General features: G+C 57.8%; 16 protein-coding genes. 12 read left to right on the top strand and 4 right to left on the bottom strand.

The window, feature by feature from the left end; genetic code table 11:
* Positions 1–6: 6 nt before the first annotated feature.
* Entirely contained in the window at positions 7–1,935 is a 1,929-nt protein-coding gene (locus AACY02_RS19655; RefSeq protein ID WP_339433396.1) for a transglycosylase SLT domain-containing protein, read from the bottom strand.
* 214 nt (positions 1,936–2,149) lie between these two features.
* On the opposite strand from AACY02_RS19655, the gene AACY02_RS19650 reads away from it, so the two are divergent.
* Entirely contained in the window at positions 2,150–4,072 is a 1,923-nt protein-coding gene (locus AACY02_RS19650; protein WP_339433395.1) for an ATP-binding cassette domain-containing protein, read from the top strand.
* A 171-nt stretch (positions 4,073–4,243) separates the two neighbouring features.
* Here AACY02_RS19650 and AACY02_RS19645 read toward each other — a convergent pair whose 3' ends face one another.
* Positions 4,244–4,681, bottom strand: coding sequence for a universal stress protein (locus AACY02_RS19645; protein ID WP_339433394.1), 438 nt, complete (start codon positions 4,679–4,681; stop codon positions 4,244–4,246).
* A 91-nt stretch (positions 4,682–4,772) separates the two neighbouring features.
* Here AACY02_RS19645 and AACY02_RS19640 point away from each other — a divergent pair, with 91 nt between their 5' ends.
* From AACY02_RS19640 to AACY02_RS19610, 7 genes are all read left to right on the top strand, one after another.
* Positions 4,773–5,210 (top strand): hypothetical protein, encoded by a 438-nt coding sequence (locus AACY02_RS19640; RefSeq protein WP_339433393.1) that lies wholly within the window; start codon positions 4,773–4,775, stop codon positions 5,208–5,210.
* Between the two features lie 525 nt (positions 5,211–5,735).
* On the top strand, positions 5,736–7,883 hold the full coding sequence (gene fadB / locus AACY02_RS19635) for a fatty acid oxidation complex subunit alpha FadB (protein WP_339433392.1): 2,148 nt from the start codon (positions 5,736–5,738) through the stop codon (positions 7,881–7,883).
* A gap of 29 nt (positions 7,884–7,912) precedes the next feature.
* Complete coding sequence (gene fadA, locus AACY02_RS19630) at positions 7,913–9,088, top strand: acetyl-CoA C-acyltransferase FadA (protein ID WP_339433391.1); 1,176 nt, start codon at positions 7,913–7,915, stop codon at positions 9,086–9,088.
* 97 nt (positions 9,089–9,185) lie between these two features.
* On the top strand, positions 9,186–9,422 hold the full coding sequence (locus AACY02_RS19625; protein ID WP_042560169.1) for a DUF1653 domain-containing protein: 237 nt from the start codon (positions 9,186–9,188) through the stop codon (positions 9,420–9,422).
* A gap of 114 nt (positions 9,423–9,536) precedes the next feature.
* Complete coding sequence (topA, locus tag AACY02_RS19620; protein WP_339433390.1) at positions 9,537–12,170, top strand: type I DNA topoisomerase; 2,634 nt, start codon at positions 9,537–9,539, stop codon at positions 12,168–12,170.
* A gap of 144 nt (positions 12,171–12,314) precedes the next feature.
* Positions 12,315–12,839 carry a DUF6586 family protein gene (locus AACY02_RS19615; protein ID WP_339433389.1) on the top strand — a complete coding sequence of 175 codons (525 nt, stop codon included), beginning with the start codon at positions 12,315–12,317 and terminating at the stop codon, positions 12,837–12,839.
* Between the two features lie 106 nt (positions 12,840–12,945).
* Positions 12,946–13,179, top strand: coding sequence for a hypothetical protein (locus AACY02_RS19610; RefSeq protein ID WP_221733227.1), 234 nt, complete (start codon positions 12,946–12,948; stop codon positions 13,177–13,179).
* A gap of 95 nt (positions 13,180–13,274) precedes the next feature.
* Here the strand turns inward: AACY02_RS19610 and sulA are convergent, their stop codons facing one another.
* A complete protein-coding gene (gene sulA / locus AACY02_RS19605) occupies positions 13,275–13,748 on the bottom strand; it encodes an SOS-induced cell division inhibitor SulA (RefSeq protein WP_339433388.1) in 474 nt (157 codons plus the stop codon).
* 10 nt (positions 13,749–13,758) lie between these two features.
* Positions 13,759–14,367, bottom strand: a complete 609-nt coding sequence (gene lexA, locus AACY02_RS19600; RefSeq protein WP_003226590.1) for a transcriptional repressor LexA — start codon at positions 14,365–14,367, stop codon at positions 13,759–13,761.
* Positions 14,368–14,596: 229 nt separating this feature from the next.
* Here lexA and AACY02_RS19595 point away from each other — a divergent pair, with 229 nt between their 5' ends.
* From AACY02_RS19595 to AACY02_RS19580, 4 genes are all read left to right on the top strand, one after another.
* The gene (locus AACY02_RS19595) at positions 14,597–15,304 is read left to right on the top strand and encodes a TetR/AcrR family transcriptional regulator (RefSeq protein ID WP_339433387.1); all 708 of its coding nucleotides are present in this window, start codon (positions 14,597–14,599) and stop codon (positions 15,302–15,304) included.
* A 158-nt stretch (positions 15,305–15,462) separates the two neighbouring features.
* Entirely contained in the window at positions 15,463–16,473 is a 1,011-nt protein-coding gene (nagZ, locus tag AACY02_RS19590; RefSeq protein WP_339433386.1) for a beta-N-acetylhexosaminidase, read from the top strand.
* Positions 16,474–16,485: 12 nt separating this feature from the next.
* Positions 16,486–17,223 carry an S-methyl-5'-thioinosine phosphorylase gene (locus AACY02_RS19585; protein ID WP_339433385.1) on the top strand — a complete coding sequence of 246 codons (738 nt, stop codon included), beginning with the start codon at positions 16,486–16,488 and terminating at the stop codon, positions 17,221–17,223.
* 4 nt (positions 17,224–17,227) lie between these two features.
* A complete protein-coding gene (locus AACY02_RS19580; protein ID WP_339433384.1) occupies positions 17,228–20,521 on the top strand; it encodes a DEAD/DEAH box helicase in 3,294 nt (1,097 codons plus the stop codon).
* Positions 20,522–20,527: the final 6 nt, after the last annotated feature.

Genomic DNA, 20,527 nt, shown 5'->3' with positions numbered 1-20,527 from the left:
GCGTGATCACTGACCATCAAAATACCGTTCATGCCAATCCACCAGCGGCTGGGGCGAGTTGAGCTTCTGGCCGTAGATCACCGAATAAGACAACACGTTCTGCACGTATTGGCGGGTTTCGTCGAACGGAATGCTTTCGACCCAGACATCGAAGCTCAGGTGATCAGCACCACGCAACCACTGGCGTACACGGCCGGGACCGGCGTTGTAAGCGGCAGAAGCGAGGACGCGGTTGCCGTTGAACTGGCTGTGCACCTGACTCAGGTAAGCCGCGCCGAGCTGGATGTTCTTGTCCGGATCGAGCACCTGCTTCGGCGAGGCCAGCGGAATGCTGAACTTGCGCGCGGTTTCCTTGGCGGTGGCTGGCATCAGTTGCATCAGACCGCTGGCGCCAACGCCTGAGCGGGCGTCGTCCATGAAGGCGCTTTCCTGGCGGGTGATCGCGAACACCCAACTCGAATGCAGCCCGCGAACCTTGGATTCACGCACAAGGGTATTGCGGTGGGCCATCGGGAAGCGGATGTCCAGATCGTCCCAGTATTTCGCCTGACTGATGGTGCGGATTGCCGGGAAGTACCATTTCAGGTCATAGGCCAGTTTCGCCTGGGCGACCATTTCGTCGCGGTTGAAGTGGCGGCTGACGTAATACCACTCGCGACGGCCGTCGACGATCTGTCCCCGTGCGTGGAATTCCAGCGCACGCCGCACGCCGGGGGTGTTGCGTACTTTGTTGATCAGCGCCTGACTGAGCACTAAAGGTTTGTTGTTCAGCGAATACGGCGACTGTGAGCGGTCAGCGGCAAGAAAGCCGTAGAAGTCGCGCTCCTGGGCCAGGCTCTTGTAGAGTTGCTGCACTTGCGGGTTCTGCGGCTGTGCCAGTTCCAGGCTGCGGGCTTGCCAGTAGCGCCAGCGATTGGTGGTGGCCAGGTCCTGCGGCAAGCGACGGGTCAATTGGTAAGCGTCGTCCCAGCGCGCCAGACGCAGCAGCAGGCGCAGGCGCCATTCGGAAACCGTGTTGTCACGTAGCTCCGGGTCGTATTTGGTCATCACGTCCAGCGCTCGACTGTCGAAGCGCCGGGCCAGGGTCAGGCCGATTTCCCGCGCGATCGCGACTTTTTCATCGCGGGAGAAGTGCATGCTGCTGGCGTAGCCGTCGAGCAAGGCCATGGCTTTGTCAGGGGCTTGGCGGGCCAGGCGGCGCAGGCCGAGGCTGACCACGTCGGACATCGGTTCGTCGGCGGGGGTAAAGCGTGATGGTTGATTAAGTAACTCGGGTTTTTGCGCCACATCCACCAACAAACGACCGCGTGGGGCGAGGGTGGTCAGGCCTTTCACCAGGCTGTTGGCCAATGCAAAGTTGCGGGCCTGAGCTGCAAGCTTGGTGCGCTGCCAGCGTTTTTGCTCGGTCAACTGACCGTCAGCGGCCCAGATGCCAAACAGCGCATCACACGCAGCAGGTTGCGATTTACCCGTGAGCCAGAGCTTGTCCGCGTTGGCGTATCCCTCGGCTTTTTGGTTATGGCTGATCTGGTACTGCGCATTGAGGCAGTCCAGTTCGGTGAAATTGAGTTTCGGGTCGTAATACTTGACGAAGGTTGTCCAATCGCCACGGTCGGCGAGCCAGCGCAACCAGCGCAGCTTCATCCAGTTGGCCTGGGGCAGGTCGCCGTGCTCGGCGAGGAATTTCTCGATTTCCGCGTTGCTCGCGGTTTTCAGGCGTGCGGTCAGCTCGTCGTAAGCCAGATACGGTTCCAGCGGATAATCAGCCAGGGCCTGGCTGTAACGCAAATACGGACCGGTGTCGCCCTTGGCCAGGGCGCGTTTGGCTTCATCGTAATACTGGCGTTGGGTGGACAGGTCCACCGCCTGGGCGGATTGAACGGCAGCGGCGGTAAGTAGGAAACAGGAAAAAACACTGAAAAGGCGACTGCGCATGAGACATCCGGGCAGAGAAATCATGACAAGTGCTGACCTCGATCAGCACTGAATTGTCTGTAGCTTAGCCTTTTGCCAGCAAGCGGCGAAAGCTTTGCGGGCCTTACAGCACAAGTTCGCAACAAATGTTGTGCAGAGTGCTTCGACAGACAAATTGCCGGCCTGCTGAAGCCCTAACTCAGGTAGAATGCGCGCCCGGTTTTTGGAGAAGCTCATGACCCTGCTCAAATTCAGCGATGTGTCCCTTGCATTCGGCGCGATGCCGTTGTTGGACAAGGTGTCCTGGCAGATCGCCCGTGGTGAGCGGGTGTGCATCATCGGCCGCAACGGCACTGGTAAATCCAGCATGATGAAACTGGTCAAGGGCGACCAGAAGCCCGATGACGGCTCGGTGTGGCGTGCCCCCGGTCTGAAAATCGGCGAATTGCCGCAAGAATTGCCGGTGGCTGACGAGCGGACGGTGTTTGACGTGGTGGCTGAAGGCCTCGACGGTGTTGGCGCCTTGCTCGCCGAGTATCATCACCTGAGCCAGAACATCGTCACCGATGCCGATCTGGACAAACTGATGCACGTTCAGCACGACCTCGAAGCCCGTGACGGCTGGCGCTTGCAGACCCTGGTCGACAGCACACTGAGCCGCCTGCAATTGCCGGCTGACAAGACCCTTGCCGAATTGTCCGGTGGCTGGCGTCGTCGCGTGCTGCTCGCGCAGGCACTGGTGTCCGAACCCGATCTGCTGCTGCTCGACGAACCCACCAACCACCTGGACATCGGTGCAATTGCCTGGCTCGAAGAAGCGCTGAAAGATTTTCAGGGCGCCGTGCTGTTCATCACGCACGACCGTTCCTTTCTGCAAAACCTTGCCACGCGCATCCTCGAACTGGATCGCGGCGGCCTGATCGACTGGAACGGCGACTACGCCAGCTTCCTCGTCCACAAAGAGGCCGCGCTGGCTGCTGAAGAAACCGCCAACGCGCTGTTCGACAAGCGTCTGGCTCAGGAAGAAGTGTGGATCCGTCAGGGCATCAAGGCGCGTCGTACCCGTAACGAAGGTCGCGTTCGCGCCCTGAAGGCCCTGCGTGTCGAGCGCAGCGAACGTCGTGAGCGTACCGGCAAGGCCAATATCCAGCTGGAAACCGCCGACAAGTCCGGCAAGCAAGTGATGGTGCTGGAAAATGTCAGCTTTCATCACCCGGACGGCCCGTTCCTGATCAAGGACTTCTCGATGGTGCTGCAGCGCGGCGACCGTATCGGTTTGCTTGGCGCCAACGGTACCGGCAAGACGACCTTGCTCAAGCTGATGCTCAACGGCCTGCAACCGACCAGCGGTAAAGTTGAAGAGGGCACGCGGATCGATGTGGCTTACTTCGATCAATTGCGCCATCAGCTGGATCTGGAAAAGACCGTGATCGACAACGTCGCCGAAGGTCGCGACTTTATCGATATCGATGGCCAGAGCCGTCATGTGCTGAGCTACCTCGGCGACTTCCTGTTCAGCCCGCAGCGTGCTCGCACGCCTGTCAAGGCGTTGTCGGGTGGTGAGCGTGCTCGCCTGCTGTTGGCAAAGCTGTTCAGCAAACCAGCGAACCTGTTGGTACTCGACGAACCGACCAACGACCTCGACGTGGAAACCCTTGAGCTGCTCGAAGAGGTGCTGCTGACCTTCAACGGCACTGTACTGATGGTCAGCCACGACCGGGCATTCCTCGACAACGTCGTCACCAGCACCCTGGTCTTCGAAGGCGAAGGCAAGGTGCGCGAATACGTCGGTGGTTATCAAGACTGGATTCGTCAGGGCGGCTCGCCGCGTCTGCTGGGTGTAACCGAGAGCAAGTCGGGCAAGGCTGACCTGAACTCGGCGGTGGTGACGGCTGAGCCGGCTCCCGTCGCAGCGCCTGCCGTTGCTGCCCCTGCTGCAAAAAAGAAGCTGAGCTACAAGTTGCAGCGCGAACTGGAAGCGTTGCCGGGTGATATTGACGCCAAGGAGCAACAAATCGCTGCCGTAGAGGCCGAAATGGCCGAAGCCGGTTTCTATCAGCGTCCTGCGGCAGAGACTGCCAAGGTGATTGCCTCGCTTGAGCAATTGCAGGCCGAGCTGGATGCACTGGTGGAGCGTTGGGCCGAGTTGGATGCCTGATTGATCCAGATGTAAAAAAGCCCGGCGTTCAGTCATGAGCGCCGGGCTTTTTACGTAGTGTTGAAATCCATGGTAGGAGCGGGTTTGCTCACGATATCGGTATATCACGCGAAATCAAATTGGATGTGCCGACGTTTTCGCGAGCAAGCCCGTCCCTCAGGGTGATGCATTTCACTGTTTGACCAGGTGCACCGCTAGCACGTCACAAGGCGCGCCGTGCAGTACATCGTTGGCGGTCGAGCCGAGCAACAGCGCCAGGCCATGGCGTCCATGACTGCCCACCACGATCAGATCGCACTCATGCTCCTTGGCAAAATGGTGGATTTCCTGGCGTGGCTGGCCGTAGGTCAAGTGGCAGTCGGCGCCTTTGAGTTCGCAATACTTGAGTTTCAGGCGCTCAAGGCGTTCCTTGGCTTGATCGAACTGCTGCTGTTGCAGTTGTGATAGATCCATCGGCACGTCGCCGCCGAACGCCATGGCCATCGGCTCGACGATATGCACCAGCGAGAGCTTGGCGTCATTGCTCACCGACAGCTCTCGGGCGCGGTGGATCACAGGATCGCACTCTTCGGTCAGATCGACGGCGACCAGGATATGGGAGTAGGGCATGAGGTGCTCCTCGTGACGGTTCAATACTGTTAAGTATGGCTGGTTTCAACAAAGTGACACAATGCGCTCACCTTAAGTCGGGAGTAGAGATATGACGGTCTGGTTGGTGGTGTCAATCCTGTTGGTGGTTCTGAGCCCGCTGGCATGGTTGCGCCCATCGCGTGTGCAGAGCGGTCGAATGGCCCTGCGCATGGAGGCGCGGCGTATCGGGCTGGCTATGCAACTGGCGCCTCAGGAGTGGCCGCACTGGCTGTCTCAGGAGCCTCCCAATCCGTGTGCTCAATACCATCGGCCGCGGCGTGGCAGTCAGCCAGCGTGCTGGACTTACTGGCAGAAGTCGCCAGGGATATGGGTCAATCAATGGCAGGAAGTCTGCGAAGACCGGGCGCTGCTCAATCATTTCGAAAAGTTGCCAGGCAACGTGTTCAAGGTCGAGGCCGACAAGCAGATGATCGCCTTGTACTGGGGCGAAAAGGGTGAAGCCGCAGTTTTGCAGGATATCGATGCCACACTGAAAGCGCTGGCGTAACCCGCGGACATTTCGTACTGCAATGGTGCGCATCGTCCGGCAGACGAGCAACAAAAAGCCCGACATGATTCATCGGGCGGGGGCCAGGCAGGCCGGTAACTGTTTTTATCGCTGATTCACATTTGCGGAGTCAGCGAATCTCCCTGTAGTCCAGCCAGCGTAGCCCCTTAAACAAGGCTCGATGAGAATTAGGGCGACTTTTCTAACTATTGATTCTATGAATGGCTTCACATGCAGATGCGTGTTGCCGGTCTTCGTGGAGCGGAAATGACCGCAAAGTCGCCTTTCAACCCGTATTTTGGGCGATTGACAATTGTCGGAAATTCCGTGAAGGTGGCGTACCCAAATCAAACGGGCGTATGAATTGAGCGTTTGTCTTACAGATCGCTCCTACAGAATCCCGACTATCGCGTTGGCGGGTGTGCCGGGTGGATTGGCGTTAGCATCGACGAAAAAGCGTCCTGCCAAGCCATTCGCCTGCGTCCGACGTGTACTGTTCAGCTTCCATATCGTGGAGATCAGTTGATGATTTACGAAGGTAAAGCCATCACGGTTAACGCTCTTGAAAGTGGCATCGTCGAATTGAAATTCGACCTCAAGGGTGAGTCCGTCAACAAGTTCAACCGTCTTACCCTGAACGAGCTGCGTCAGGCCGTAGACACCATCAAGGCAGATGCTTCGATCAAGGGTGTGATCGTCAGCAGTGGCAAGGACGTGTTCATCGTCGGCGCCGACATCACTGAATTTGTCGAAAACTTCAAGCTGCCGGATGCCGAGCTGGTTGCTGGCAATCTCGAAGCCAACAAGATCTTCAGCGATTTCGAGGACCTCAACGTTCCGACCGTAGCGGCCATCAACGGCATCGCCCTGGGCGGCGGTCTGGAAATGTGCCTGGCAGCTGACTATCGCGTCATGTCGACCAAGGCCAAAATCGGTCTGCCGGAAGTCAAGCTGGGCATCTACCCAGGCTTCGGCGGTACCGTGCGTCTGCCGCGCCTGATCGGTGTCGACAACGCTATCGAGTGGATTGCCGCCGGCAAGGAAAACCGCCCTGAAGACGCCCTGAAAGTCAGCGCGGTCGACGCCGTGGTTGCTCCAGAGAAGCTGCAGGAAGCTGCCCTTGAGCTGATCAAGCGTGCCATCTGCGGCGAGTTCGATTTCAAGGCCAAGCGTCAGCCGAAGCTGGAAAAACTCAAGCTGAACGCCATTGAACAAATGATGGCTTTCGAAACCGCTAAAGGTTTTGTTGCCGGTCAAGCTGGCCCGAACTACCCGGCGCCGGTCGAAGCGATCAAGACCATCCAGAAAGCCGCCAACTTCGGTCGTGACAAGGCGCTGGAAGTCGAAGCCGCAGGTTTTGTCAAACTGGCCAAGACCTCTGCCGCGCAGAGCTTGATCGGTCTGTTCCTGAACGATCAGGAACTGAAGAAGAAGGCCAAGGCCTACGACGAAATCGCCAAAGACGTGAAGCAGGCCGCCGTACTCGGCGCTGGCATCATGGGGGGCGGTATCGCCTATCAGTCGGCGTCCAAAGGCACGCCGATCCTGATGAAGGATATCAACGAACACGGTATCGAGCAGGGTCTGGCCGAAGCCGCCAAACTGCTGGTTGGCCGCGTTGACAAAGGTCGTATGACCGCCGCGAAAATGGCTGAAGTGCTCAACGGCATTCGTCCGACGCTGTCCTACGGCGATTTTGGTCACGTTGACCTGGTTGTTGAAGCTGTCGTCGAGAACCCGAAAGTCAAGCAAGCCGTGCTGGCGGAAGTCGAAGACAAGGTCAAAGAGGGCACCATCCTCGCGTCCAACACCTCGACCATTTCCATCAGCCTGCTGGCGAAAGCCCTCAAGCGCCCGGAAAATTTTGTCGGCATGCACTTCTTCAACCCGGTGCACATGATGCCGCTGGTAGAAGTGATTCGTGGCGAGAAGTCCAGCGAGCTGGCTGTTGCCACCACCGTTGCCTACGCCAAGAAAATGGGCAAGAACCCGATCGTCGTCAACGATTGCCCGGGCTTCCTGGTCAACCGCGTGCTGTTCCCGTACTTCGGCGGTTTCGCCAAGCTGGTCAGCGCTGGTGTGGACTTCGTCCGCATCGACAAGATCATGGAAAAATTCGGCTGGCCGATGGGGCCTGCCTACCTGATGGATGTGGTCGGCATCGACACTGGTCACCACGGCCGTGACGTGATGGCTGAAGGCTTCCCGGATCGCATGAAGGATGACCGTCGTTCGGCTGTCGACGTGCTTTACGAAGCCAAGCGTCTGGGCCAGAAAAACGGTAAGGGCTTCTACGCCTACGAGACCGACAAGAAAGGCAAGCAGAAGAAAGTTGCCGATCCGTCGGTACTGGAAGTACTCAAGCCGATCGTTTACGAGCAGCGCGAAGTCACTGACGAAGACATCATCAACTGGATGATGATTGCGCTGTGCCTGGAAACCGTGCGTTGCCTGGAAGACGGCATCGTTGAAACTGCCGCCGAAGCCGACATGGGTCTGGTCTACGGTATCGGTTTCCCTCCATTCCGTGGCGGTGCGCTGCGCTACATCGATTCGATCGGTGTTGCCGAGTTCGTTGCCCTGGCTGACCAGTACGCTGATTTGGGCGCGCTGTACCACCCGACCGCGAAGCTGCGCGAAATGGCCAAAAACGGCCAGAGCTTCTTCGGTTAAGCGCCCCCAACTAGAGTGAGAGTGAACTTATGAGCTTGAATCCTAGAGACGTCGTGATTGTCGACTTCGGTCGTACACCGATGGGCCGCTCCAAGGGCGGCATGCACCGCAACACCCGCGCTGAAGACATGTCGGCGCACCTGATCAGCAAATTGCTGGAGCGCAACGCCAAGGTCGATCCTGCTGAAGTCGAGGACGTGATCTGGGGCTGTGTAAACCAGACCCTGGAGCAGGGCTGGAACATTGCGCGCATGGCGTCGCTGATGACCCAGATCCCGCACACCTCGGCCGGCCAGACCGTCAGCCGTCTGTGTGGCTCGTCGATGAGCGCTCTGCACACTGCTGCACAAGCGATCATGGCCGGTAACGGTGACGTGTTCGTGGTTGGTGGCGTCGAGCATATGGGTCATGTGAGCATGATGCACGGTGTCGATCCGAACCCGCACATGTCTCTGTACGCTGCGAAAGCCTCGGGCATGATGGGCCTGACCGCTGAAATGCTTGGCAAGATGCACGGCATCACTCGTGAGCAGCAAGACGCCTTCGGCGTGCGTTCCCACCAACTCGCCCACAAGGCCACCGTGGAAGGCAAGTTCAAAGACGAAATCATCCCGATGCAGGGATATGACGAGAACGGTTTCCTGAAACTGTTCGACTACGACGAAACCATTCGTCCGGAAACCACCCTGGAAAGCCTGGCGGCCCTCAAGCCTGCCTTCAATCCAAAGGGCGGCACCGTGACTGCCGGTACTTCGTCGCAGATCACCGATGGTGCTTCGTGCATGATCGTGATGTCGGCGCAGCGTGCGCAGGACCTAGGTATCCAGCCGATGGCGGTGATCCGCTCGATGGCAGTGGCGGGTGTGGATCCGGCAATCATGGGCTATGGTCCAGTTCCGGCTACACAGAAAGCCCTGAAGCGTGCAGGTCTTGTCATTAACGATATCGACTTCTTTGAGCTCAATGAAGCTTTCGCCGCACAGGCTCTGCCAGTGCTGAAAGATCTGAAAGTACTCGACAAGATGAATGAGAAGGTTAACCTGCACGGCGGCGCGATTGCCCTGGGTCACCCGTTCGGTTGCTCCGGTGCGCGTATTTCCGGCACCCTGCTGAACGTGATGAAGCAGAATAGCGGCACCTTCGGGGTGGCCACTATGTGCATTGGTCTCGGCCAAGGCATCTCCACCGTCTTCGAACGCGTTTAAGCGTCTCGTTGATGGAAGCCGGGGCCAAGTGCCCCGGTTTTTGTTTTTGTGGATTTATTTTGTTTTTTTTTGAAAAAATTTGAGTGAGGGCCGAAGCATGCCGATACAACCTGGGCTCTACCAACATTACAAAGGTCCGCAGTACCGTGTATTCAATGTTGCGCGGCATTCCGAGACCGAAGAAGAAGTGGTCTTTTACCAAGCCCTGTATGGCGATTATGGCTTTTGGGTGCGCCCTTTGAGCATGTTTCTCGAGTCAGTCGAGGTTGACGGCGAGCAGGTGCCACGCTTTGCTTTGGTGCAAGCCGAACCGAGCCTTTTTTCCAAGGCATGAGGCGAGTGCGCGCAGCACCCTGTGCTTGACCTCACCTTGTATCAACTATATATAGCGGTGCCGCGTCAGGCGCCAACCGCCTTTCACTTCTAGAATTCAGGAATTTTCTGATCCATGGGCAAATCGCTGGTCATTGTGGAATCCCCGGCTAAGGCCAAGACCATCAACAAGTATCTGGGTAACCAATACGTGGTGAAGTCGAGTATCGGCCATATCCGAGACCTGCCCACCAGCGGTTCGGCTAGCGCCAGCAAAGAGCCAGCCGCCAAGCGCGGCAAGGCTGCCGCGGGCGAAGGGCCGGTGCTCACGCCGAAAGAGAAAGCGCGTAAGCAGTTGGTCTCGCGTATGGGGGTCGATCCCGATCATGGCTGGAAAGCCCAGTACGAGATCCTCCCGGGTAAAGAGAAGGTCATCGAAGAGCTGCGCCGGCTCGCCAAAGACGCTGACACCATTTATCTCGCAACCGACTTGGATCGCGAGGGGGAAGCCATTGCCTGGCACCTGCGCGAAGCCATTGGTGGTGACGACAGCCGCTACAAGCGCGTGGTGTTCAACGAAATCACCAAGAAAGCGATTCAGGAAGCCTTCTCCGAGCCGGGCGAGCTGGACATCGATCGTGTGAATGCCCAGCAGGCGCGTCGTTTCCTCGACCGCGTCGTGGGTTACATGGTCTCGCCACTGCTGTGGGCCAAGATCGCCCGTGGCTTGTCTGCCGGTCGTGTGCAATCGGTTGCGGTGAAACTGGTGGTCGAGCGCGAGCGCGAAATCCGTGCCTTCAACCCTGAAGAATACTGGGAAGTGCACGCCGATTTAGGCACCACCAAAGGCTCGACCGTGCGTTTCGAAGTAGCGCGCGAGAAGGGCGAAGCCTTCAAGCCGCTGAACGAAGCCCAGGCAACTGCAGCGCTGGAGAAGCTGAAGTCTTCCAGCTACAGCATCGTCAAGCGCGAAGACAAGCCGACCAGCAGCAAGCCTTCGGCACCGTTCATCACGTCCACCCTGCAGCAGGCAGCGAGCAATCGCCTGGGCTTCGGGGTGAAGAAAACCATGATGATGGCCCAGCGTTTGTACGAAGCTGGCTACATCACTTATATGCGTACCGACTCGACCAACCTCTCGGCTGACGCCGTGACGATGGCACGCACTTACATTGAAGACGAGTTCGGCAAGAAGTACCTGCCGGAAACACCAAACGTCTACAGCAGCAAAGAAGGTGCACAAGAGGCTCACGAAGCGATCCGTCCTTCCGACGCCAACACCACGCCGAGCAAGCTGGCCGGCATGGAGCGTGACGCTGAGCGCCTCTACGAGCTGATCTGGCGCCAGTTCCTCGCTTGCCAGATGCTGCCCGCGCAATACCTGTCGACCACCGTGAGCGTCGCTGCTGGTGACTTCGAGCTGCGTGCCAAGGGCCGTATCCTCAAGTTCGACGGCTACACCCGCGTAATGCCGCAGATCGCCAAGCCTGGCGATGACGATGTTCTGCCGGACATGGCACAGGGCGACGTGATGAAGCTGATCAAGCTTGATCCGTCCCAGCACTTCACCAAGCCACCGGCGCGTTACTCCGAAGCCAGCCTGGTCAAGGAAATGGAAAAACGCGGCATCGGTCGTCCTTCGACCTACGCTGCGATCATTTCGACCATTCAGGATCGCGGCTATGTGACGCTGCATAACCGTCGTTTCTATTCGGAAAAAATGGGCGACATCGTCACCGAACGCCTGTCGGAGAGCTTCTCCAATCTCATGGACTACGGCTTTACCGCCGGCATGGAAGAGAACCTCGATGACGTGGCTCACGGCGAGCGCGACTGGAAAAACGTGCTGGACGAGTTCTACGGCGACTTCAAGAAGAAACTCGAAGTGGCGGAGAACCCGGACAACGGCATGCGTGCCAACCAGCCGGTCATGACCGACATTCCGTGCACCACGTGCGGCCGTCCGATGCAGATTCGTACCGCGTCGACCGGCGTATTCCTCGGCTGCTCGGGCTACAGCCTGCCACCGAAAGAACGCTGCAAGGCCACCGTCAACCTGGTGCCGGGAGACGAAATCGCTGCAGACGACGAGGGTGAGTCGGAGTCGCTGGTACTGCGTGGCAAGCATCGCTGCCCGATCTGCAGCACGGCGATGGACGCATACCTGCTCGACGAGAAGCGCAAACTGCACATTTGCGGTAACAATCCGGATTGCGCCGGATACGAAATCGAAGAAGGCAGCTATCGCATCAAGGGCTATGAAGGTCCAAGCCTTGAGTGCGACAAGTGCGGCAGCGAGATGCAACTCAAAACCGGCCGTTTCGGCAAGTTCTTCGGCTGCACCAACCCGACCTGTAAAAACACGCGCAAACTGCTCAAGAGCGGAGACGCGGCGCCGCCGAAGATGGATCCGGTGAAGATGCCTGAGCTGAAGTGCGAAAAAGTCAACGACACCTACATCCTGCGTGATGGTGCGTCCGGTCTGTTCCTGGCGGCCAGTCAGTTCCCGAAAAACCGTGAGACTCGTGCTCCATTGGTGATCGAGATTCTGCCGCACAAGAGCGAGATTGATCCAAAGTATCACTTCCTGTGTGAAGCGCCGCAGAAGGATCCTGATGGTCTGCCAGCGGTGATCCGCTACAGCCGCAAGACCAAGGAGCAGTACGTACAGACCGAAGTCGACGGCAAGCCTACCGGTTGGAAGGCTTACTACGACGGCGGCAAGTGGGCGGTTGAAGACAAGCGCAGCGCAAAGGCCAAGGCTGAGTAAGCGTTAGTCACATACTGAAAAGGCCGCATGAGAACCTTTGGGTTTTCATGCGGCCTTTTTGTTTTGTGCTTGCGGTGGGATTGGCTGATCCACGACACTGTCCGGCCTGTGTGAAGCAATTATTTCGTTGTGGAGGCAGCCGTCATGGCCCACGAACTCTATACCCGTACCAATCAGAAGATTTATTTTGCCGGCCTGTCGCTGGAAGCTCTGGCTCGAGTTGAAGAGGGGCGGGCGATGAATTCTTTGGCGCTGATTCAGGCCGGACGTGAATCGGCGCTGTTTCACCTCTACGGTGCCTTGTTGGGGCTTTGTCATGAAATCGCCGGTTTCTACCGTCTGCCTCAGGTAAATGAACCCCGGGCGGAGATGCTGCTGACGTGCGACGTGCTTGAGTCGATTGCTATCCCCGAACTGGCTGAAATGGTTGAGTTGGCGGGCAATTCGCAAACCTGGCTGGCCAAACTGTTAGCAGCGCATTCGGCGTTGTTCCAGTCGCCGAGGGTACCGCACAAACCCAAGGGAGATGTGACACAGCCGCTGATCCAGGCGGTTAATCTGGATGAAGAAGAGGCACCAGATGAGTTGAGTCGAGAGGAGTTGGAGAGCTGGCGGCAGAACCTGAAAGCTCTGGCGATCCGTTTTCGCGAAGGCTTGAATGAGTGCTGAGGGAGATTGACGCGGTGGCAATCTGAAACATGCTGCTGGTCAAGATCCCGAGCGAAGCCTGGATGATGTCTATATAATGCCTGCCTTTCGTGGAGAACAGACCTATATGCCAACGTCCTTTCTAGAAATTGTCGAGTTACCCGACGGCCGAATCGAACTGCGCAGGGCTGAGGACGAGGGGTCTCTGGTGACTCTGGATTTCTCCGAGGATGCCAAGACATTCCTGCAGGGCCAGCATGTAGAAATCGCCAAGGCGATGCTGAGCGTCGGTGTGCAGATGGCGGGTCGGATGATTGAGGGGGATTTTGACAAGGAAGAAGGGCCGCGGGTTCTTCATTGATCCCCGTCTGCTTTCCTGTTTGTCCTGTCGCTTCAGATCGGCTTCTCTATCCTTGGAGAAGCCCGGCGCTTCAAACAGCGCCCGTAACCAGCCAGCTAACCCAATCGAATATTCAGGCTCTGGGCGTTGCCCTTGCGTGCAGCGCTGATCAATTGTTGTCGTGAACCCGTGTTCAGTGGATTGAGCCAAGTGACTACAGTGTGACTTCGCCCCAGGCGCAAGGCTTCGCACGCCAGTTGCTGAGCACTTTGAGTGCCCCTCGGTTGCAGCAATAGAATGCGCTCGCGGTTCAGCCCTGCATCCCGCAGCCACGCTTGTGTCAGGCTGGCAGGTGGTGCAATCAGCGTTAGCCAGCGTGCGTCCTGATCATCGCTCAGTTCGCGAAGGATCGGAGCCAGCAGGTTTAGGCAGTTCCCGGTGGCACCGCGCAGTGACAGTTCACTGAATACTTCCGGTTCAACACTCCACGGGCGCTCGACCACTTCTTTCAGGATCGGCGCTATCGGTTGCGCTAGAAACGCTTCGAATAAAGGCAGTTGTGTCTGTTGAGGTGTGTGTGGGAACTGCATAAAGCCTCCTTTAACGGCGGATTACGCCGACACTCAAGCCTTCGATAACCAGTTCCTGATCTTTCAGGTCGACTTCGATGGGGGCGAACTCAGGGTTTTCTGCAATCAGCCAGACTTTGCTGCCTTCGCGCTTGAAGCGTTTGACGGTGACTTCATCACCGATGCGGGCGACGACAACCTGACCATTACGCGCTTCACGGGTGGTGTGAACGGCCAGAAGGTCGCCATCGAAAATGCCGATGTCCTTCATGCTCATGCCGTGTACGCGCAGAAGATAGTCGGCGCGAGGGTGGAAGAATGCAGGATTGATGTTGCAGGATTCTTCGATGTGCTGCTGGGCGAGGATCGGTGCGCCAGCAGCGACTCGGCCGATGATTGGCAGGGTCGAGTCGTCGGCTTTGGCTTCGAAACCGGGGATGCGAATGCCACGGGATGCACCTGGGGTCATCTCGATGGCGCCCTTGCGAGCCAGCGCCTTGAGATGTTCTTCCGCTGCGTTGGGCGACTTGAAACCCAGTTCCTGAGCGATTTCTGCGCGGGTCGGCGGGTAGCCGTTGTCTTCAAGGCAGCGTTTGATAAAGGCCAGAATCTCGGCTTGGCGTGGCGTCAGCTTTAGCATATTGATCGCTCTGTCTTTTTATACAGTGACTGGGATTATATACAGTGAAGCGGTCTTGGCAATGCCCGTTTTTTTACAGGCCGCCGGACGGTCGGCAGGCCTGCTTATTAATGCATCGGTCTTGTGTGGTTAAATAGCTGACCGACCATTCCCAAAACGAACTGGCAGGCTTGACAAGGCACAGGCTGAAACGTATGTTTCAAACAAGTGTTTGTCAGGCGGAGTAGCCATGGCCCAGTCGGAAACCGTTGAACGCATTCTTGATGCTGCCGAGCAGTTGTTCGCGGAGAAAGGTTTCGCTGAAACCTCATTGCGTTTGATCACCAGCAAGGCCGGCGTCAATCTGGCAGCGGTGAACTATCATTTCGGCTCGAAGAAAGCGCTGATTCAAGCGGTCTTCTCGCGCTTCCTCGGGCCGTTTTGCACGAGCCTTGATAAAGAGCTGGAACGGCGTCAGGCCAAGCCTGAAAACAAACCCACCCTTGAAGAGTTGCTGGAAATCCTCGTCGAGCAGGCGCTGGTGGTTCAGCCACGTAGCGGCAATGACCTGTCGATTTTCATGCGTCTGCTTGGTCTCGCATTCAGCCAGAGCCAAGGCCACTTGCGTCGTTATCTGGAAGACATGTACGGCAAGGTATTCCGCCGCTATATGCTGCTGGTCAACGAGGCGGCGCCACGTATTCCTCCGATCGAGTTGTTCTGGCGCGTGCACTTCATGCTCGGTGCTGCTGCGTTCAGCATGTCCGGCATCAAGGCCTTGCGTGCGATTGCTGAAACCGATTTCGGCGTCAACACCTCCATTGAGCAAGTCATGCGCCTGATGGTGCCGTTCCTCGCCGCGGGCATGCGTGCCGAAACCGGCGTCACCGACGCGGCCATGGCCACCGCTCAACTGCGTCCGCGCAGCAAATCAATGCCGGTCGCCGCCAAGGTTTAACCGCGCACGGGTGGGCGCGGCAGCTTGTATCCGCTAAGCTAGCTGCCCATGCCGACTCTCGTTCTGAAACCCTTCTGCATAGAAATTGCCGACGTGCCAGGCACCGCCCTTGGTAGCGATTTCATGTGGATCGGTTTTTTTGTTTTCAAGGAATCTCTATGACTGCTGGCCTGCAAGGCTCGTTGATGGTGGACGTCGCCGGTACCTGGCTGACGGCTGAAGATCGCCATTTGTTGCGTCAGCCCGAAGTGGGCGGCCTTATTATTTTTGCCCGCAACATCGAGCATCCACGTCAGGTACGCGAGCTGAGCGCATCGATTCGCGCCATACGTCCAGACCTGCTGCTGGCCGTGGATCAGGAGGGCGGTCGCGTCCAGCGCTTGCGTCAGGGTTTTGTCCGTCTACCGGCCATGCGCGCCATTGCTGACAACCCGAATGCCGAATATCTGGCCGAGCAGTGCGGCTGGATCATGGCCACCGAAGTGCTGGCGGTCGGCCTCGACCTGAGCTTCGCCCCGGTACTTGATCTGGATTATCAGCGCAGCGCCGTTGTCGGCACCCGCTCGTTCGAAGGCGATCCCGAACGTGCCGCATTACTGGCCGGTGCCTTTATTCGCGGCATGAACAGCGCCGGCATGGCGGCCACCGGTAAACACTTCCCCGGTCATGGCTGGGCGGAAGCCGATTCGCATGTGGCGATCCCGAACGACGAGCGTAGCCTCGATGAGATCCGTGCCAACGACCTCGTGCCATTCGCCCGGCTCAGCAAGCAACTCGCTGCTGTTATGCCCGCTCACGTCATCTACCCGCAAGTCGACTCGCAGCCTGCTGGTTTCTCCCGCCGCTGGCTGCAGGACATTCTGCGCGGCGAGTTGCAGTTCGACGGTGTGATCTTCAGTGACGACCTGTCGATGGCCGGCGCCCACGTGGTCGGCGACGCAGCCAGTCGCATCGAAGCCGCACTGACTGCCGGTTGCGACATGGGCCTGGTATGCAACGACCGCGCCGCGGCCGAGTTGGCCCTGAGCGCTGCACAACGTATGAAGGTCAGGCCATCCGCTCGCATCGCGCGGATGCGCGGTCAGGCGTTCGCCAGCACCGATTACCGTCAGGATCCGCGCTGGCTCAGCGCCATCGTTGCGCTCAAAGACGCTCAACTGATCGATTAAGGATTTTCCGTTATGGCGGTTTTCGCAATCATTGGTGGCACCGGCCTGACCCAGCTCGAAGGCTTGAGCATTCGCCAGTCGTTGGCGGTGGACACGCCTTACGGCGCGCCATCGGCCGACGTGCAGGTTGGCGAATACGCGGGCAAGGAAGTGCTGTTCCTCGCCCGGCACGGCCATCCGCACCGTCTCCCGCCGCACAAGGTCAACTACCGCGCCAATCTTTGGGCGTTGAAGCAGGCCGGTGCCGAAGCAATCATCGCGGTCAATGCCGTCGGCGGGATTCACCCGGCCATGGACACCGGGCATTTCTGCGTGCCGCATCAGATCGTCGATTACACCAGTGGGCGTGAGCACACCTATTTCGCCGATGACCTGGAGCATGTCACCCACATCGACTTCAGCTTTCCCTACAGCGAACCGTTGCGTCAGCAGTTGATTGCTGCGTTAGCCGCCGAAGGCTGCGGATACAGCGATCAGGGCGTTTACGCCTGCATGCAAGGCCCGCGTCTGGAGACTGTCGCAGAAATCGTCCGTCTGGAGCGTGATGGCTGCGACATCGTCGGCATGACCGGTATGCCGGAAGCGGCGCTGGCTCGTGAACTGGATCTGGACTACGCCTGTCTGGCACTGGTGGTGAACCCGGCGGCGGGCAAGACCACTGAAGTCATCACCATGGCCCAGATCGAGCAGGCGTTACAGGACGGGATGGGTGCGGTGAAGTCGATCCTGTCACGCGTTTTGGCGGGTTGACAGCGTGACTACGATAGTTGAGCAACTGGATGCTCTGCCTTGGGAAGATGTGTTCAGCCAGCGCACTCTGGACAGGGCTCTGAAGTATGCGGACGAGGATCGGATAGCGATCCTTCAGATCGACGACTCAAGGGTCGTCGCTTCGTGTGTCGGCTCTGGGATTGAGGTGTATGAGCAAGTCATTGAGCTTGTCAAAGCGGGGGGGCATTGGCGGCTCGAATGCTCTTGCTCTTGCCCTGTCATGCTTTATTGCAAGCACTGCGCTGCGGCTATTTACCACCTGAAGGAGGAAGTACCCGTTAATTCATCTGACAGTCGCGCTCCGGTTCAACTCAATCGTGAGTTGGAGCGTTGGCTCGCCGATATACCCGCGGCGACAAAGCCTGGCGGGGAACTGGCGCAAGCGGCGAGTACGCGGCTGTTATACAAACTCAAGGAAACCCCTGCTACAGGGAAGTGGCTGGTACAGATTTTCAAGGGTTATCAGCTCAAGAGTGGCGAGTTGCGCGATATCAAGTCGCTGTATTCGCTGTCGGACTTGCTGATCCGCCAACCTGGTTACTTATCCGAACTCGACTTGCGCATTGCCAGGCTGTTGGTCGCCATGCACTCCCATCATGCGTATTACAGCGGCTATCCTCTGGAGGGTAGCAGTGGTGCTGAATTGCTTGAGATGTTGTTGAATACCTCACGACTCTTCCTGGATTTTGAAGTGTTGCATCCTCTAACCAAAGGCGTGAGGAGGGTGGGGCGTTTTGCTTGGGCCGAGCAGCCAAACGGCAGTTTCCGTTCTCAGTGGAGCAGTGACGAAGCCGCGGTGGAGTCGCCACTGGCTGTGGAGCCTCTTTACTATCTTGACCGCGAGCGGCATCAGATCGGCCCTCTGTTTAGCGACCTGGAAGAGAAACTGGCTTGTCATTTGACGCTGGCTCCGGAAATTCCGGCTCGTCAGTCGATGCAGTTTAGCCATCGCATGGGCGCTGTGACCCAGGTTGCTCCGCCGCATGCCCTCACTGATCGTGTTATCGACAACGTTCTGCCCAAGGCTCACCTCACTCTCGCCAGTGGCAAGCGTTATGCGCGCTGGCAATATGAGCTGGAGCATCGGGCGGCATTGGCGTTTACCTACAACGGACATCCAGCAACGGACAGAAATCCGGAAGTGTTGGTCCTCAGTGGTGTTGAAACTCAGCGTATTCAACGCCAACCCGCCGCCGAGAAAGCCTTGCGCCAGCTCTTGACGAAGCAAGGTTTTAAAAAGGCCACGCGCAAAAGTAGCATTGACCGTCCGGGCGAGATGTTCGCCCTGCCCGATGATTCGGCCTGGCTATTATTTATGCAGGATGGACTCGCGGTGTTGCGCGAGGCTAACTGGAAAATCGATATCAGCCCTGGCTTTCATTTCAATTTGCAGCCTGTGGAGCAGTGGTATGCAGAAGTCGAGGAGGAGTCCGGGCATCAGTGGTTTGATCTGCAGCTAGGTATTGTCGTCAACGGCGAGCGGTACAGCCTGTTGCCGATCCTGCTGCATTTGTTACGCAGCCAGCCACAGTTGCTCGAGCCCTCCAGCCTGGGTCAGCGCAGCGATGATGAGCAACTCTTGATCGAGCTGGGAGGTGGTCACCTCGCTTCCCGTGCAACTACAAAAGTCGCGCTACCCTATGGCAGGGTCAAGCCGCTGATGGCCACGCTTGCTGAGTTGTATCTGGGCAATCATCAGGGCGATGCGTTGCGCTTGAGTGCTCCCGATGCTGCGCGTCTGAGTTTACTGGAAGGCGTGTCGCTCGACTGGCAAGGTGGTGATCGATTGCGCGCTTTTGCAAAGCGATTGCGCGAGTCGACGCATGCGCACGTCGCTGCACCCGCCGGTCTCAAGGCGCAGTTGCGTCCCTACCAGCTCGAAGGTCTGAACTGGATGCAAACCCTGCGCGAGCTGGAGGTTGGCGGTATTCTTGGCGATGACATGGGGTTGGGGAAAACCCTGCAAACCCTGGCGCATCTACTCACGGAAAAGCAGGCTGGACGGCTCGATCATCCTGCACTCGTCGTGATGCCCACAAGCCTGATACCCAACTGGCTGGATGAGTCACAGCGTTTTACTCCGCAATTGAAGGTGTTGGCGCTGCATGGCGCGACGCGTCAAAAGGATTTTGCCTGCCTTGCCGAGTACGACTTGGTACTGACGACCTACGCGCTGCTGCCGCGAGACCTTGACGCTCTGCAGCCGCAGATGTGGAGTGTGCTGATTCTCGATGAGGCACAGAACATCAAGAATCCAGTCAGCAAGGCTGCTCAGGCGGCCCGTGATCTGCAGGCTCGCCAGCGGTTGTGCCTGAGCGGAACACCACTGGAAAACCACCTGGGCGAGTTGTGGTCTCAGTTTCACTTTCTATTGCCTGGCTGGCTTGGTGATAGCAAATCGTTCAATCGCGACTACCGTACGCCCATCGAAAAACACGGCAATGCCCAGCGTATGCAACATTTGACGGCCAGGATAAAGCCGTTTCTGTTGCGTCGAAAGAAAGACCAGGTGGCGACCGAGTTGCCGCCAAAAACAGAAATTGTGCATTGGGTTGATCTGAGCGATGGTCAACGAGACGTTTATGAAACGGTTCGCGTGGCCATGGACAAGAAGGTGCGTGAGGAAATTGCCCGCAGCGGTGTAGGCGGCAGTCAAATCATTATCCTTGACGCTTTGCTCAAGCTGCGCCAGGTCTGTTGCGATCTGCGGTTGATCAAAATGCCGCTGACGCCGAAGACCCTTCGCTCCGGCAGCGGAAAACTGTCCAGTCTGATGGAGATGCTCGAAGAGCTGCTTGGTGAGGGCCGCAGAATTCTGCTCTTTTCACAATTCACGTCGATGCTCGCCCTGATTGAGCAGGAGTTGCAGCAGCGTGGTCTTGGCTATTCGCTGCTGACCGGCGAAACGACGGATCGGCGTACACCGGTGAAAGACTTTCAGGGCGGTAAGGTGCCGTTGTTTCTGATCAGTTTGAAAGCCGGCGGCACAGGTTTGAACCTGACAGCGGCGGACACAGTCATCCATTTCGACCCGTGGTGGAACCCTGCGGTAGAAAATCAGGCGACAGACCGTGCCTACCGGATTGGGCAAAACAACCCGGTGTTCGTCTACAAAATGATTGCCCGAGGCACGGTGGAAGAAAAAATACAGGCGATGCAGCAGGAGAAAGCGGCGTTGGCCGGTGCGGTGCTTGAAGGCGGTACCACTGGCGGCTGGAAGCTGGAGCAAAGCGATATTGAGGCACTTTTTGCGCCGCTGCCTGCCCCCAGGAGTTGATAGCTG

The sequence above is a fragment of the Pseudomonas sp. EA_65y_Pfl2_P78 genome, from assembly GCF_963970495.1.
GTDB classification, from domain to species: Bacteria; Pseudomonadota; Gammaproteobacteria; order Pseudomonadales; family Pseudomonadaceae; genus Aquipseudomonas; species Aquipseudomonas baetica_A.
This window is presented reverse-complemented; position numbering and strand designations above follow the sequence as displayed.

Excerpts from the sequence above, each read along its gene's own strand:
- AACY02_RS19655 (WP_339433396.1), bottom strand. The coding sequence starts at position 1,935 with ATGCGCAGTCGCCTTTTCAGTGTTTTTTCCTGTTTCCTACTTACCGCC.
- AACY02_RS19650 (WP_339433395.1), top strand. The coding sequence starts at position 2,150 with ATGACCCTGCTCAAATTCAGCGATGTGTCCCTTGCATTCGGCGCGATG.
- AACY02_RS19645 (WP_339433394.1), bottom strand. The coding sequence starts at position 4,681 with ATGCCCTACTCCCATATCCTGGTCGCCGTCGATCTGACCGAAGAGTGC.
- AACY02_RS19640 (WP_339433393.1), top strand. The coding sequence starts at position 4,773 with ATGACGGTCTGGTTGGTGGTGTCAATCCTGTTGGTGGTTCTGAGCCCG.
- fadB (WP_339433392.1), top strand. The coding sequence starts at position 5,736 with ATGATTTACGAAGGTAAAGCCATCACGGTTAACGCTCTTGAAAGTGGC.
- fadA (WP_339433391.1), top strand. The coding sequence starts at position 7,913 with ATGAGCTTGAATCCTAGAGACGTCGTGATTGTCGACTTCGGTCGTACA.
- AACY02_RS19625 (WP_042560169.1), top strand. The coding sequence starts at position 9,186 with ATGCCGATACAACCTGGGCTCTACCAACATTACAAAGGTCCGCAGTAC.
- topA (WP_339433390.1), top strand. The coding sequence starts at position 9,537 with ATGGGCAAATCGCTGGTCATTGTGGAATCCCCGGCTAAGGCCAAGACC.
- AACY02_RS19615 (WP_339433389.1), top strand. The coding sequence starts at position 12,315 with ATGGCCCACGAACTCTATACCCGTACCAATCAGAAGATTTATTTTGCC.
- AACY02_RS19610 (WP_221733227.1), top strand. The coding sequence starts at position 12,946 with ATGCCAACGTCCTTTCTAGAAATTGTCGAGTTACCCGACGGCCGAATC.
- sulA (WP_339433388.1), bottom strand. The coding sequence starts at position 13,748 with ATGCAGTTCCCACACACACCTCAACAGACACAACTGCCTTTATTCGAA.
- lexA (WP_003226590.1), bottom strand. The coding sequence starts at position 14,367 with ATGCTAAAGCTGACGCCACGCCAAGCCGAGATTCTGGCCTTTATCAAA.
- AACY02_RS19595 (WP_339433387.1), top strand. The coding sequence starts at position 14,597 with ATGGCCCAGTCGGAAACCGTTGAACGCATTCTTGATGCTGCCGAGCAG.
- nagZ (WP_339433386.1), top strand. The coding sequence starts at position 15,463 with ATGACTGCTGGCCTGCAAGGCTCGTTGATGGTGGACGTCGCCGGTACC.
- AACY02_RS19585 (WP_339433385.1), top strand. The coding sequence starts at position 16,486 with ATGGCGGTTTTCGCAATCATTGGTGGCACCGGCCTGACCCAGCTCGAA.